At 42.9% G+C, this 15,333-nt stretch carries 14 protein-coding genes; 11 read left to right on the top strand and 3 right to left on the bottom strand.

Annotated features, from left to right (window positions below):
- Positions 1–38 precede the first annotated feature (38 nt).
- The 5 genes from IYN84_RS19275 to IYN84_RS19250 all read left to right on the top strand — a co-directional run bounded on the left by IYN84_RS19275 (position 39) and on the right by IYN84_RS19250 (position 6,964).
- Positions 39–509, top strand: a complete 471-nt coding sequence (locus IYN84_RS19275; RefSeq protein WP_196140909.1) for a hypothetical protein — start codon at positions 39–41, stop codon at positions 507–509.
- 914 nt (positions 510–1,423) lie between these two features.
- Positions 1,424–2,578: a hypothetical protein gene (locus IYN84_RS19270; RefSeq protein WP_196140908.1), complete on the top strand. Its 1,155-nt coding sequence runs from the start codon at positions 1,424–1,426 to the stop codon at positions 2,576–2,578.
- Positions 2,579–2,788: 210 nt separating this feature from the next.
- Complete coding sequence (locus IYN84_RS19265) at positions 2,789–4,240, top strand: MATE family efflux transporter (RefSeq protein ID WP_196140907.1); 1,452 nt, start codon at positions 2,789–2,791, stop codon at positions 4,238–4,240.
- Positions 4,241–4,674: 434 nt separating this feature from the next.
- Positions 4,675–5,526: a DNA ligase gene (locus IYN84_RS19255; RefSeq protein ID WP_196140905.1), complete on the top strand. Its 852-nt coding sequence runs from the start codon at positions 4,675–4,677 to the stop codon at positions 5,524–5,526.
- 184 nt (positions 5,527–5,710) lie between these two features.
- Complete coding sequence (locus tag IYN84_RS19250) at positions 5,711–6,964, top strand: MgtC/SapB family protein (protein ID WP_196140904.1); 1,254 nt, start codon at positions 5,711–5,713, stop codon at positions 6,962–6,964.
- 280 nt (positions 6,965–7,244) lie between these two features.
- Here the strand turns inward: IYN84_RS19250 and IYN84_RS19245 are convergent, their stop codons facing one another.
- Complete coding sequence (locus tag IYN84_RS19245) at positions 7,245–7,850, bottom strand: DUF99 family protein (RefSeq protein WP_196140903.1); 606 nt, start codon at positions 7,848–7,850, stop codon at positions 7,245–7,247.
- 438 nt (positions 7,851–8,288) lie between these two features.
- Between IYN84_RS19245 and IYN84_RS19240 the strand changes: the two genes are divergently transcribed.
- The gene (locus tag IYN84_RS19240) at positions 8,289–8,855 is read left to right on the top strand and encodes a MarR family winged helix-turn-helix transcriptional regulator (RefSeq protein WP_196140902.1); all 567 of its coding nucleotides are present in this window, start codon (positions 8,289–8,291) and stop codon (positions 8,853–8,855) included.
- 31 nt (positions 8,856–8,886) lie between these two features.
- Here IYN84_RS19240 and IYN84_RS19235 read toward each other — a convergent pair whose 3' ends face one another.
- Positions 8,887–9,399, bottom strand: a complete 513-nt coding sequence (locus IYN84_RS19235) for a LuxR family transcriptional regulator (RefSeq protein ID WP_196140901.1) — start codon at positions 9,397–9,399, stop codon at positions 8,887–8,889.
- Positions 9,400–9,704: 305 nt separating this feature from the next.
- Here IYN84_RS19235 and IYN84_RS19230 point away from each other — a divergent pair, with 305 nt between their 5' ends.
- The 5 genes from IYN84_RS19230 (at position 9,705) to IYN84_RS19210 (ending at position 13,808) form a co-directional block, all read left to right on the top strand.
- A complete protein-coding gene (locus IYN84_RS19230; RefSeq protein ID WP_196140900.1) occupies positions 9,705–10,235 on the top strand; it encodes a TlpA disulfide reductase family protein in 531 nt (176 codons plus the stop codon).
- Positions 10,228–10,542, top strand: coding sequence for a DUF4266 domain-containing protein (locus IYN84_RS19225; RefSeq protein ID WP_246723051.1), 315 nt, complete (start codon positions 10,228–10,230; stop codon positions 10,540–10,542). The genes IYN84_RS19230 and IYN84_RS19225 overlap by 8 nt, the downstream gene beginning before the upstream one ends.
- A complete protein-coding gene (locus IYN84_RS19220; RefSeq protein ID WP_196140899.1) occupies positions 10,533–11,861 on the top strand; it encodes a DUF3570 domain-containing protein in 1,329 nt (442 codons plus the stop codon). Before IYN84_RS19225 ends, IYN84_RS19220 begins: the two co-directional genes overlap by 10 nt.
- 218 nt (positions 11,862–12,079) lie before the next feature.
- Positions 12,080–12,973 carry an FAD:protein FMN transferase gene (locus IYN84_RS19215; RefSeq protein WP_210330736.1) on the top strand — a complete coding sequence of 298 codons (894 nt, stop codon included), beginning with the start codon at positions 12,080–12,082 and terminating at the stop codon, positions 12,971–12,973.
- Positions 12,974–13,184: 211 nt separating this feature from the next.
- Positions 13,185–13,808, top strand: coding sequence for an energy transducer TonB (locus IYN84_RS19210; RefSeq protein ID WP_196140898.1), 624 nt, complete (start codon positions 13,185–13,187; stop codon positions 13,806–13,808).
- A 93-nt stretch (positions 13,809–13,901) separates the two neighbouring features.
- Here IYN84_RS19210 and IYN84_RS19205 read toward each other — a convergent pair whose 3' ends face one another.
- The gene (locus IYN84_RS19205; RefSeq protein WP_196140897.1) at positions 13,902–14,939 is read right to left on the bottom strand and encodes an aminotransferase class V-fold PLP-dependent enzyme; all 1,038 of its coding nucleotides are present in this window, start codon (positions 14,937–14,939) and stop codon (positions 13,902–13,904) included.
- Positions 14,940–15,333 lie beyond the last annotated feature (394 nt).

Here is a 15,333-nt window from a genome sequence, read left to right as displayed (position 1 = left end):
TGCTTTCTCTAAACAAAAATTATTTAAGAGGCATTGATTTGAAAAATACTATTTTATCCTTAACTTTTGCGAGTTATATTTCAGCGATGAGCACTTCCGTTGTGATCGCAGAAGAACATAAACATCAACACGAAAGTCATACAGCTGAACTTGCTCTTAACCAGGGAAAAAAGTGGTCCATCGATGAAAGTCTACATGCAGGCATGAGCCGCATCCAGAATGATTTAAAGGAAAGTCTGGACTCCATTCACTATGATCGCTTTACCGCACCAGAGTATGCCCAACTAGCAGAAAAAATGGAAAGTCATCTAGGTTTTCTTTTTAAAAATTGCAAACTAAAACCAGACGCTGATGCACAGCTACACATTCTGCTTTCAGAAGTCATACAGGGAACTGACTTAATGAAAAATTCCGACAACAAAAAACAGGGAGCTATCCTTATTTTTAAGGCGCTTAAAAAATATCCGGACTACTTTGCCGATCCAGAGTGGAAAGCAATTAATCATTAAGGTTTACCAGAGCGCGCTTAAAACTATTCTATTCGAATTTTGGTTATTTTGGAATTTGGTGGTTATTGGGGTGGTAGCTTATTATCTAAATGGGAGCTCTTGAGCTTTTGGTAAAAGCTCTTAAAACTTTTAAGAAATTTCGCAGCGCTGCGCTTTCCTGCGAGTTTCTTTTGGCCAATGCCCCAAAAGAAACCAAAAGGTCATTACGCTGAGTTAACTAGCCCCTACTGACTTTCAATTTAATCAAAGCCTTTGGCAACACCCAACTTGAAGCCGATTCTTCAGGCAGGGTAAAAACTCGCTACGCTCAAACATTCACCCTGCTTGTCTGAAGAATCATCCATTCCACGAGGCCGTTAAGACAGCTAAGTAAAGCAATAGAATCCCTTTAATAGCTTCAACCAGAACAGGTCGAAATAAGTTAAAGGTTTGGATGGATTTTACAGCTTGAATTTAACTCAATTCGTAATTTCAGCGCTAAAGCAACCATGCCCAGCTTTTTGGCTGCAATTATACCGAGAGGGCGATAGCAATTATCAGTTTTATCGATGCTAAAGATTTCGGTGGCACAAACGCGCTCATGTAAGAGTGCCAGCGCAGCGATAAAGGGCTTTTTTGCCTACTTTTGCAGCTCTTGGCAAAAGTAGGTCGCACGCAAGCGCAGCGGTGCGAAACCGCTTTCTAAAAATATTAAAGAACTTTTATCAAAAGTTCATAAAGGACCCCTTTAGTGAAATAACGTAAAGTTAGTGCTCGCCAAAATGAACACTTGATTTGCACCTTGTATCCGCAGCGAACTATGCAGAACAGCCATTTCGTCCCACGATTCCTTCCTCTCACCTCATTCAACTTGTGACCAACCCTCCCTCGAATACTATTAACAATCTGATTTTACATTTTCAAACGACGAAACTATGCAAAAAAACAGGTTCTTTCGGCTCATACTGGCTCTTTCAGCACTTTTGATTTCAAACATTACTTTTGGAGTCGCAAAGCCGGAGCATATCCATATAGAAAACAACAGCGACAATCTGGATACCAATCAGTCCAAAAACTCAATATCAATATCAATATCGTATTTTGCAGGAATGGCTGGGGTAATCAGTCCTTTTATTGAATATCACCCAATACTCCCTATTAGTGCATTGGACCTGCCCAAAGCCAATTATTACAAAGTAACCAGAGACAAACACAATCGACTACTAGAAATGGCTTACTTTGAAAGAGGCGAAACCAGTAACAACGCATACTTTGGTACTCATAAAGTGAGTTATATTTATCAGAACAAAGATGATTACGAAAGACGCTATTTTGACAAGGATAATCAACCCGCTTCCATGTGGCGACACTACTATCAGGGCGGAGATATTCATATCGAACGCTATAAAAAACAGAAAGATAGAGCGCAAGTCACGCTATTTGATCAAAAGAATAATGGTATAGAAAGTGGAATTGGCAGTCACAAATTTGTAGCCAAATTTTTAACTAAAAATCGATTTATTCAAACTCAGTTCACCCTTGAAAACAAGCCCCATAAATTTAGAAATGCAATGCCGTTTATGACAACTATGATTACTCTGGATGAAGCAGGCTTTCTAGATAAAGTATCCAATATTGATCCGGTTAGTCTCAAACCATTTGTTAATGAACAAGTGAAATATGCCACACTAAAAGTCCACTTTGATGAATATGGATTTGAAACCGGGTGGGACTATCTCGATCCCAATGAAAACCTGACAGATGACAAAAAGGAAAGTCCAAACATTGCCAGATGGTCCTACTACAGACAGTGGACAAATCGTCAACTTGGACAATTCAAGTACATGTGGGTACAGGTTTACAACTCAACAGGCGTAAATACCACTCATCCCAACGGGGCCACAACAATTCGCTACACAAAAGACGAGACTGGACGCTACATCGAAGCAGCTTTTCTGGACGCCGAAGGAAATCTTTTTCAACCGGAAAAGGAAGGATACGCGAAACGAATTTTCAACTATAAAGCGGATGGAAGCAGGGTCGAAACAAGATATGATACTAGAGGCGCTCTCGTTGAGTTGACCAAGTAATAGCGTATTAGCTAATGCATAAAAGGCGTGCCCTCCGAAATAGTGACATTTGACAAGGAAGTTACAAGGCTCTAGAATTCGCGGCCAGGGTTGACAGAGAGACCTTGACCGCAAAAGATGAATTCACTCTGTTAAAACTTTTTATTTTCAGTTCAACCAGAACTAAGTAGCCCAAGCGGTACGGCTAAATTGACTTAGGACTGTTGAATTATGAAATTAGAAAGCTCTTCTAAAGCAGGTGCTATTCCTGTCCCCCAAAGCCCACGAGCCCCAAAACAACAAGCAAAAAAACATCAGCAAACGAAAAGCGTCTGTCTTGTCAGCGGCGATTTGAAAACGCTTTTTATCAAATTATCAGTTCCAATGATGATAGGGATGCTACTCAATGGCTTGTACAGTCTGGTGGATGCCTACTTTATTTCAAGCTTTATCGGTGACGCAGCTTTTGCAGGGGTGTCATCAATATTTCCGCTGCAAATGGCACTTATCGCTATTGCAATCTGCATCGGTAATGGCTCCAGTGTATTGATTAGCAATCAATTCGGAGCAAATAATCTGGCAGCTATCAAACGCATTTTTAACAACACATTGGTGCTCATTTTGAGCATCTCGCTACTGGTTTTGATTGCCAGTTTTAACTTATCCATAGAGAGTTTCATACCCGTTTCAAGCTCAAATCCGGATTCCGATGCAACTCTTGTCCATGCCATGGATTACTTTTTTATCATAGTATCCGGCTACATTTTCCTATTGCTATTATCTCTACTCAGCGACTATCTACGTGCAATTTCCAACATGAAAGGTTTGCTGCTTATTATCCTGATGGGAGCCTTGAGTAATGTTGTTCTCGACTATTTACTGATTGTCGTTTTTAACCTGGGCACTAGCGGTGCCGCATTAGCGACAGTTATCGCTCAACTATCTGGCGTAATAACAGGCGTATTAATTGTTGCCAAAAGCTCAGCGCCTTTGAGACTATCAAAAATTGGCATTGAGTTGAACCTGACAATAGTCAAAGAGATCCTGGTAACCGGTTCTCCTGCATTGATTACTACGCTAGGTGCAGCGATGGTTATGGCGACAGTAAATATGAATATTATCAACTACAATTCGATCAATCCCGAAGTATGGATTGGTGCCTATGGCATCACCGTTAGAATCAATATCCTGTTGTTGCTACCACTGATGGCAATAAGTAACGCAAGTCAAACTATTATCGCGCAAAACTTCGGGGCAAATAATATTGAGCGTGTGCAAAGCTGCTTGCGGATCGGAATAACTACGGCCATAACCTATTTATTCTTTATCACTTTGATACTCATTTTATTTTCCGCCAATATTCTCGATACGCTGGGAATTGGTGAAAATCAGGCTAAATATGCCGAGAAAATTTTTGCTATCATGTTTATTCTGCTGCCTGTTTCGGGAGTTACCACTGTAGGCATTGCTTACCTTCAAGCGGTAAAAAAAGCGCCGCTAGCTATCGCTCTGACCTTCTCCCAGATCTACCTTTTATTAATCCCGTTACTGCTTTTAATCCCGCCGTCTTTAGATGTAAACCAGATCTGGTACGCCTATCCGGCGACGCAAATAGTTATGGCAAGCGTTTCTATTTTGATACTATGGAACCAGAATAATAATTTCAGGCAATTGAGAACCTAAAAGATAAAGCTGGCGCTTTTTAATCAACAAAAGCGCCTCCTTAAAACGATGCTTTGGAGAAAGCACAGTCCTATGAAAAGCAAAATCAAACTTTGGCATGTTTTGCCGTTCATTGTAATTTTGATATTGGTTGTTCTGCTCAAACTAAAGATATTTACTTTTCTTTTGCCGCCAAAGGCAGATGAAAACAAAGGCTTGATAGCGGTCGATATCTCAACTGAGAAACTTAATGGTTCAGGAAACACCTGAAAGTTCGAAGCATAGCAAGGGCTTTGCCGGTCCGCTCAGGTAGTTTATCAATCATAGCTCTTTTCCTACATCATACGCGGACATATTCCTAGCCCCAAATAGTCCCCTTCTGCTTGTTTTAAAAGCACAGCGCATTAAACTTTTAGCAATCAAGAAAAGACTCTCAAGTATAAAACAGGAAAAAAATGCTAAGTCGAAGTTACCTTTATTTACTCGTCACGATTTTAATCAGTGCTTCTTTTAAAACAATATCAGCTGACTTCACAGCGCCACCGTTACAACATGCCAAAGTATTTACTGATCAGCAAAATCTTGAGGATTATTGGGTCAGTGAAAAGCTTGATGGAGTAAGAGCATTTTGGGACGGTAAACAATTGATTACTCGTCAAGGCAATAAAATCAACGCGCCCGACTGGTTCACCAAAGACTTTCCTGACGGCCAACTGGATGGTGAGCTGTGGATGGGAAGACAACAATTTGCTCAACTTTCCGGCGCGGTTCGAAAACAAACGCCGGTTAATCATGAATGGCAGAAAATTCGATATATGGTGTTCGATAAGCCGGACAGTTTAAAAATATTTACACTGCGAATTAAAGAGCTCGAAGACATCATATCCGATTCAAATTCTTCTTATCTAAAACTCGTTAAGCAGACCAAAATCGTCAACAGAGAAACTCTCAATGCCAGGCTAGAATCAGTGATCGCACAGGGTGGTGAAGGATTGATGCTACACAAGGGTGACTCTTTATATCAGGCTAGTCGCACTTCAGACATTCTAAAATTCAAGCCTTTTGAAGATGCGGAAGCACGAGTGGTTGCCCATATTTCCGGCACAGGAAAATTCACAGGAATGATGGGCTCTCTGTTGGTAGAAATGTCCGATGGACGCCAATTCAAAATTGGCACCGGCTTTACGCTGGCAAACCGAAAAAATCCGCCCAAAATAGGGCAGACGATAACCTACAGGTTTCGCGGTATCACTAAAAATGGTTTTCCGCGCTTTGCCAGCTATTTACGAATCAGGCAGGACTTTTGATTTAAATATTGCAGTACCATATATCAATCATCTCAAATATCAAATTTCGAGTTTCAAATCGCGGAGGCCAAATTGCGGAGGCCAAGCCGCGAGTCTTATCTCTGACAATATCACCAGCCGACAAATGGAGCTATCTCGATTAATTGACTAAGCTTAAACTAATCCCATAAAAAAGTAGTAGCTTATGGAACAGATTCAAGTCGTTATTGATGTTTTGATCGCAATGGGCCTCGGCCTTTTGATCGGGCTCGAACGTAGCTGGTATAGCTATCAACATTCCGATCAGGAGCATGTTGCCGGTATCCGAACTTTTGGCCTGATAGGTTTATTGGGCGGCATCTCAGGTACCAGCGCCCAGGCTTCTACTCCCTGGTGGCTTGTGACCATGGCTGCGATTGTCGGTATTCTCGCTTTTGCCGGATATCAACAAATTGGCAAACAACAACAACGAATTGGTTTGACAACGATAGTCACTATTCCACTTACCTTTTCTCTTGGAGCGCTTTGCACTATCGGTTTCAGTTGGCTTGCTGCGCCAGTGGCAGTGGTCGCAACCATTTTACTGGGAATGAAATTACCGCTGCATGGCTTTGTCGAGAAAATCGAACCTGACGAACTTTATGCGACCTTTAAATTTGCGCTGGTTGCGCTAGTGATTCTCCCCATTTTGCCCAATGAGACTTTTGACCCCTGGCAGGTGTTAAACCCTCATCACATCTGGTGGATGGTCGTTATTATCGCAGCCATTTCCTATATCGGTTATTTTTCGGTTAAGTACATAGGACCAACCAAGGGTAGTATTCTAACCGGTTTTTTCGGCGGGCTCGCCAGCTCAACAGCAACGACGCTAGAGTTTTCCCGCCAGGTACGAATGGCCCCGGAAGCTGCAGCTCCCCTGGCTGTTGGAATCCTTGCCGCTTGCGGTACCATGTTCCCGCGAATATTGGTAATCACTCTGGTATTTGAATCCCGGTTAACCTGGTCACTGGCCCTCCCCCTGACAACGATGACAGTGCTAACCTACCTTGCCGCATACCTGCTTTGGTGGCGAAATCAATCAACAGAAGTGACTGCGCTCAACCAGATGAGAAACCCTTTCGTTCTTTTTCCTGCTTTGGCTTTTGCCGCCTTTCTGGCAGTAGTATTGCTGGCAACCAAGTTAATTCAGGCCGAACTGGGTGAAACCGGGATCTACGTTTTCTCTGCTTTTTCCGGTATTGCGGACCTGGATGCTATTGCCCTGTCCATTTCAAAAAGCGCCAGCGCCGACCTTTCCATCAAAACTGCATCTATTGCAGTACTGATTGCTGCGGTAACTAATAATGTCATGAAAACTACGCTGGCCTTTATCGTTGGTGGTCGTGTTATCGGAGGCTATGTCGCAGGAGGTTTGGGGGTCGCGACATTTCTAGGACTCGTTCCTCTGTTATGGCAATAAAATAATGAAAACCGGCTAGTCGTCTACAGCAGGCAACCAGCCGCTTTATAAAAGACAAGCTTTCTGTTAACTCCAAAGAGGTCAAATAATACCAGTCACTTTTACGATCATTCCGCTATTACGAACACACATATAGTATCGATACAACACCTCATGCAGCTTACAGAAAATCTATCATGTTTCGCATCGACACTTTAATCAATTCAATCCAAACTGATAATAAATAGCTGAAAAATCACTAAAAGCAATAGTATCGATTGAAAACAATGTGACGGCGCAATTAAGCGCGGTTGTTGCTTTGGCCTGTTTTGACCGCAGCGCCAATAAGATGGGCTAATCTCAATGCTTCAGGCACATCGCCGGTGTCTGTCAACCGCTCTAGTAACTCTGCGGCCTCTTCGGGAGTGGCTCCATGCACCTGAAAAATAAAAGGTTTCTTTCTTTCTGGCAACAGTATCTGATGTATTGGACCAGCGGCCCTAACAAGGCTCCAGCGCGATGAAAAATCTGGAAAATTTTGCAGGGCATTTTTGATTGACTCAAGGTCAGGTGCTTTTCTCATAACGGCGATAACTGGCAGTTCTAGTTTCCTGGATACTGCAGGAAGATCAAGAAGGTTAAAGCCACCAAAAGCAAGACCATCAAATAGCACAGCATGCAATTGAGAATGAAATTTGGACTGAGAAACCAGGTCAACAACACTTCGTGTTGAATCAACACCATCAGCTGTTACACTTCCCCATAACATTCCCTCAAAGCGAGTACCAGAACAGACTACCCCACTGATATTTACCGGCTGTTTGTCACTCTTTACAAAGGGCGCGTCGTCAAAGCCAATAACTCTGGGGATTTTTCCTGACACTAGAGACTTTTTTAGTGATTTCATATTCTTTGTCCACCTGCATTCTTACCACGATAGATTCGTATCGATACTTTATTAAACACTATTTACCGAGTCGAACTTCGAGAAACATCATCCTGGTTTTAAAGCTGCTCGCTTTGAATTTGTTTCATTTCGTTTCGCTTCAACACTATGCTTTATGACAGACAACAAAAGACTATCAACGAACAAGAACAGATAGACAGCAAGCAAACATCGCTATTCTTTAGAAAAAAACTAAGTAATTCAGCATATTACTTCACAAACCATAGTATCGTTACGATACTTTATCGCTTATACCATGCTCCAATTATGAGCCCTATTTCTACAAATGCTAAAAAGTGACTTTATAGACAAGCAACATAAATACACGAAACAAGACTATACTTAGACCAGGTTATTTGTTCACCACCCATTTGATGTTTTGATTCAATACATAATTTTATGAAAAACGAGCTGGTTTATACATTCGAGCGTCTTGCCAATCTGCTGAAGCAGGAGGCCAGGACAGCAAGCACAAAGTCCGGATTGCAGGCTGTTCAGTACGATGCACTTTTGTATTTATCTCGCTGCAACCGCTTTTCTAACACGCCGATTGCGGTAACCGAGTATCTCGGCCTGACCAAGGGAACCGTTTCTCAAACAATCAAGGTACTGGAACGAAAAGGCTACGTGACTAAGGTCAAAGATAAAGAAGACAAACGACTTACTCACTTAAATTTAACTTCTGAAGGTGCACAACTTATTTCCAGCAGCTATCCGCCACCCGACTTCATATCTGTTCTTGATAATCAATCAAAGTCCGTTCAGGCCTTACTGAGCAATGTCGTTCACCAACTCCTGTCCGAATACAGAAACGCCAGTGATAACCGAGCTTTTGGAGAGTGTCGCTACTGCATTTACCATCGCCAAACCAGCAAGGGCTATCGTTGCAGCCTGCTGAGCCAACCTTTAAATGATGATGAAACCTTGAAAATTTGCCGCGAGTTCTCGGAAAGAGAAGTCGAGTAGAAATTATCGCAGACACTGGCAGCAAATCTATTTAGCGGTCTTCGAGAAACCAGCCGGCAAACTCATGACGTCCGGCAACTCCGGCTTTTTGATAAATGTTCGAAGCTTGCTGACGCGTCGTTTTCTCCTTAACTTCTCTTACTGCAGCAACTTCTTTTAAGCTGAGTCCTTTAAGCAAAAGAAAGCCAGTTTCAACTTCACTTTTTGTTAAGCCCCACTCTTTAAACTGACTCCGGATCACTTCACTATATCCTGCACGAGCCTGCTTCATGATTTCGGACTGCTTGTGATTAAGCTGCTTGATATTTTCCAGTTCTACTTTCAGAGACTGAATATTTTGTACGCTGAGAACCAGCTTACGAATAAGAAATACAATAACCGCCAGAAAGAAAAACACCATAAAAGATTCTTCGATAATGTGTGATAACGAAGAGCCTTCAATAAGATCATCATAAATATCCAGCACTGCTGCTAACGCAACAATAACAATGGCAATAATAGAAAGACGTAGTCGGTTAAGATAGTTTAAGCTGAAATCAATCATTATGTTTTTTAGTTTTGGCCCAATACTAGCTATTTTAAAAAGATAAACTTCCGCATTACCCAGAGGCCTGATGTTTTAAGGCCACAAAATCTGTTAACAAGTCGGGCTTACGGAAAGTTAAAAAGATTATATCGTATCAGGCACATGCCTGTTTTATTAATTTTTAGATTTACAATAAACACATAAAAAACAGTAGGTTACAAGTTTCATAGACACATGTACCATGCTTTAAAGGAAACTCCAGCCTATTGTTAGTGTTCTAAAGCGAACATTTTCAAACTTCTAACTCAATAGACCGGAGAAAAATGCTCAACCTTATCCAATTACGCACTAAAGGAAACATCCTTTTGAAAGGGCTGGTTTTCCTGACGCTTACACTTCCTGTTTCATCAGTCACCATTGCAAGTGAGCCAACAGCTGAACAGAGCGCCATAACTCAGCTTCAGACCGCGCTGAATACCAATAAAGGAAAAGTCATCTATGTAGATTTCTGGGCTTCCTGGTGTAAACCCTGTCGCCAGTCGTTTCCCTGGATGAATCAAATGAAACGAAAATACGGCGCTGAGGGACTGAAAATCATTACTGTCAATCTGGACAAAGAACATCAGCTTGCCGAGCAGTTTCTGAAAGAAAATCCGGCTGACTTTCAGATTATTTTTGACCCTAAAGGTGAAACCGCTGAAAAGTTTGCGCTTCAGGGAATGCCAATGAGCTTTGTGTTTGACCGAAATGGTAAGCCCCAGTTCTCTCATGTGGGCTTTATCACCAAAAAAATCCCTCAATACGAATCAGAACTAAACCAATTACTTAAGACTAAAGGCGAAGGTCATGAATAGAAAGACTACCTATCTCTCTCTCCTTCCTGCTATACACATATCCAGTATGCGTAAAGCAGGTAAATGCATATCAGGTAAAAGTGGAATTCGTCTACTTAAAGCTGCTTGTCTCGCAGCGCTGGTATTGATATCTAGCGGGTGTGCAAACATGGGGGTAAAACCCTGGGAACGAGATCTACTGGCCAAATCGGAAATGAGTCTTTCTTACCCGAGTACCGAACTCGGGCTGGACGATCATATCTATTTTTCAAAAGAAGCCACCAGTGGTGGTCGAAGCTTTGCTGGGGGAGGCTGCGGATGCAACTAGACACTAAAAAGCTCGCAACCGCGACCAAACCCAAAAATGTAGCTTCAGCTCTCACGGCAGCCAGCCTTGCCTTACTTGGCTCAGCAGCGAAAGCCGAAGGAGATTTTTGGGACTTCTCAAAAGACTGGAAATTTAACACTGGCGGTCTCTATTATGGCGAACAGGATCGAGTAACAGCTGTTGAAGGAGTTTTCAACGCGACTCGCGAAGCATCCTATAACGACAAATTCAGTTTTAAGCTGGTACTGGACAGTCTCACAGGCGCATCTCCCAATGGCGCAGTTGCCCAGACAGATATTCAGACCTTCACTCGACCTTCTGGACGTGGTCAGTTCGATGTTGCCGCCGGAGAAATCCCACTCGACGATACCTTCCGGGATACTCGCGTGCAAATGAACGCGCAGTGGACCACCCCCAGGGGAGAAGACAAACTGGTCAACTACGGCCTGCACTTTTCGAAAGAGTACGACTACCTTTCAGTCGCCCTTAACGGTGGCATGTCTTGGGACTTTTATAACAAAAACTCGACTCTTTCTGCCGGACTATCTATCGCCATGGATCAATTTGAGCCGGAGGGCCGCATTCCTTACGCTTTTGCCGCCATGGTGATCGATGAAGGTCAGTTCGCCAATCAGGATGCTTACAATCAAGCTTTTGACGCGACGCGACGAATAGACAGTGATGATAAAGATACCACCGACCTTCTTCTCGGCTGGACGCAAATTATCAATCGGCGCACGGTTATGCAATTTAACTACTCCTACTCGGATGTCAGTGGTTATTTAACCGATCCCTTTAAAGTCGTTTCGGTTGTCGACGCTCAGGGCGTGGCTCAGGAACACCTTTATGAAAGCCGTCCTGATAACCGAACCAAACATAGTTTCTTCTGGCAAACCAAATATCATATGGATAATTCGATTGCCGACCTCTCCGTTCGCTATATGACGGATGACTGGGAAATTGACTCAGTAACACTTGAGTACAAGCATCACTTCCTGTGGGAAAACAACAGCTATCTGGAACCTCAGTTTCGCTGGTATCAACAAAGTGCAGCTGACTTCTATACGCCGTATCTGATAGAAGGTCAGGTAATGCCTGAATTTGCATCAGCAGATTCACGACTGGGCGAGTTTAGTGCAATTACACTGGGATTGAAGTATGGCTGGCGAACTCAAGGGGGAAGCGATATGGCATTACGCCTTTCACTCTACCAACAAACAGCAGAAGACGTGCTTTCCAGTCATCCGGGAGATTTGGCCAGTCTGGATATTTATCCTGAGTTGACCGCGGTTTTCCTGCAGTATACATATGACTTTTAATTTCCGGACTTTTAATTTTCATAATTTTGAATGTCGAAGTTTTCAAGTCACGGAAATTCTAGATAGCCACTGTTCTATCTAAATAACAAAATGTTATCCTTGGTAAAACCATTCGACCGCCGTGTGAAACGGCGGTTTTCTTTATCTATGCATGATAAGAATTGAGATAGAAACAGGAATAGGAATAAACACCAGAGAAATGTTCCAAGCGAGCCCAGATGAAAAACAACGCCGAGATCTCTCTTGATAAAACCGACTACGGATTTGTCGGACACTTTAAGGCTATGGCCAGTCCCTGCGAGTGCCTGATAGAAAGCGACGAACAAAAACTTGCGCTTCAGCTCACCCAAATTGCCGCGAATGAAGGCTGGCGAATAGAGAAAAAATTTAGTCGATACCTCAAAGGGAATCCTTGCGATCAGATCAATCAGAGCAACGGGCAACCTGTTGCTATCGATAGCGAAACCTTTCAATTACTAAGCTTTGCCGACGCCTGTTACCAGCTCAGCGATGGTCTGTTTGACATTACCTCCGGAGTACTGCGACGGGCATGGCAATTTAAACCGGGGGCAAAGTTTCCGGATAAAGAATTCATCGATTCCCTGCTCCCGCTCATTGGCTGGAAAAAAGTTACCTTTGACGAAAACAGTGTTTGTCTGCCTCCTTCTATGGAGATCGATTTTGGCGGTATCGGCAAAGAATACGCTGTCGACAAAGCCGCTCAACTTGTAGCAGAAAAAGCGCCGGAAGTTTCCGTAGTGGTCAACTTTGGCGGCGATCTGAGGGTGACCTGCCCACCGAAAAACAAACCTCGTTGGCAAATTGGCGTCGACGGGAAAAGCGGAACGACCGAGCGTGCGGTCAGTTTGTCCGTGGGCGCGGTTTGTACTAGCGGAGATACTGAGCGCTTTATCATGCATGAAGGAAAACGCTACTCCCATATTCTTAATCCGAAAACCGGCTGGCCAGCAAAGAACGCACCTAAGACAGTTACCGTATTAGCCGATCAGTGTCTACAGGCAGGCTTACTCTCTACCCTTGCAATTTTAAACGAAGAAAACGCGGAGTCGTTTCTACAAGAACAAGGTGTGCAATATCATTGTTATTACTAGATTCAATGCAATATAAGTTAATTAGTCGCAGATGAGTTACTAGCAGGCCGTCGGCGCTTTATCTTTTTACGCCATACTAATTCGATACCATCAATTAAAATTATTTTAACCCCTAAATTATCGGCTGCTACGTTGGTAATAGCAAAGAGCGAAATTGTGGCCATGATTTCTTCAACAACTAAAAAAGTGAAAGCTAAAACAGGAGAAGAGTATGCATAGAATACTAACGGGGTTAGGTATTGGAAGCAGTATCACAGTCGCTTTATTTGCACTAATGTCATTTTTAATCAAGTCAAACGTTGAACTTCCAGAGGATGAAGTGATACCGCCAGTTGACTTTTCGATGAAGATTGATGAAAAGCCTCTCGAACTCATAGACCGCAAACCACCTGAAAAGAAAGAGCTGCCAAAAGAGCCACCGCCACCGAAAACGACGGTTAGTGATAAGCCGAATAAGCCAGAATTAAAAACCATCAACTTCAAAGTTGCAGGTCTTAAACCGGGCCTCAAAGGCGATACTTATCTGGGAAAACCCGGTGGACATGGAGGTGTTTCCGATGGAGATGCAATTCCGATGGTCGTTATCCAACCGACTTATCCACGCAAGCCCGCGATGGAAGGAGTGGAAGGTTGGGTGAAATTTAAATTTACTATTGCGACCGATGGCACGCCGAAAGATATTGAAGTGGTTGATGCCAATCCTCGTAAAACTTTTGAAAAAGCGGCGCGCAAAGCGATTTATAAATGGAAATTCAAACCGCGTATTGTTGATGGTAGGCCGGTTGAACAACCAAATATGACTTACACCTTAAACTTTAAATTAGCGGGAGAGTGATTGTTGAAAAGTAAGACGGGGGAAGAATTGGCTTTCTCCTTCTTATTTTATATAAGTTCGGCAAACGGCCAAAAGCAGACAATATTACGTTGACTAAAAATCCATGATGGCGTTAATCACCGAGTCCACATCTTTCTCACAATTGTAAAGGTGAAAACTTAGCCTTAAAGCTTCATCGCGAATGGAAGCGGTCACGCCGGCATTCATTAGATTGGCTTCTTTGCCGTCAACTTTTACACTGACAATAGCAGAATCTGTTGGTGACAGTCCCATTCGCTTGCAAAACTGATTGGCTAAACCGACATTGTGTTTGTTTATTGCCTCAACTCCAATTGAAGATATCAGCTCTAGAGCTGGCAAGGTTCCTACCCAGTTTAACCAAGCCGGAGAAATATCGTATTGTCTCGCGGATGAATCCAAGCGAAGAGGGCTACCATAGATTGACTCCCAAGGAGATTCACCTGAGTACCAGTTTGCGTTAATTGGCGTAATTGACTCATAAAGTTCAGGCTTTATTGCGGCAAAGGCTGTGCCACGCGGTGATAGCAACCATTTATAAGTACCACAAACAAGAACGTCCCAATCCTCACGATTAACTGGCATCCATCCAACGGACTGAGTTCCATCCAGTAGTATTTTGCAACCTACTGCCTTAGCGGCCCTCGAAAGTTGACTCGGCTCAATGACTTTTCCGTTACTAGACTGAGCAATGCTGCACACTACCCAGTCGTATTTAGATGAAATGGATTCGACAAGTTGATCATGGGGAACTAATGTCAATTCTATTCCACGGGATTGCTGTGCCATGAGCGGAAACAATACGCTAGCAAAGTCACCCTCTGGGGCGAGTATTTTTGTGCCTTTGGTAAAAGAAGCGGCTAACAATCCTATGGAAGTTGATACTTGATTTGCAATTAACACCTCGCCGGTTTCAGCCCCTACCAAACTCGCAAACAGCTCACGGCAACGATTGACTATGGCATCATACTCAAACGGATTTACCTTCCCACTTGCCCATTTTTGCAAGTCAGCTTGCATGGCCTCAATTGATCCATTGCAAGCAAGACCTACCGTTGCGCTATTAAGATAAACATCGCTGCACTGGAACTGGGAGGATAGTGGTTCAATCATTTAGTCAATCCTTCTTTAATATTAGATTCTTCTCATCACGTTTACTCAAATTATGAAGCTGTGTGTTGATTTTCATAACCATAGATAGCCAAGCTATCTCCAGGATTGAGAACAAAGGGATTAAGCGTAACAGCGGGTTATAGTGCATAAGCACCTTGCCAAACTCTCAAACGAATTTCGGACACCCCGATTTAATCCATATCCTACATTAATTATCGGCCATTTCCTACAAGCGCTATTTACTGTGGCTGATTGTTCTCATTAGTTTTTTAAGTAGACTAACATCAGGAAATCACTTCTCATGGATGAGAAAAAATATGCCTATCCCTAGAAAGTATCTGGTCGACAAAAATTCAGCTGGATTTTATCACTGCATCTCCCGCTGTGTTCGGCA

It is taken from the genome of Aliikangiella sp. G2MR2-5 (assembly GCF_015687155.1).
Lineage (GTDB): Bacteria > Pseudomonadota > Gammaproteobacteria > Enterobacterales > Kangiellaceae > Aliikangiella.
The sequence above is the reverse complement of the archived record's forward strand: the minus strand, read 5'-3'. Positions and strand labels throughout refer to the sequence as shown.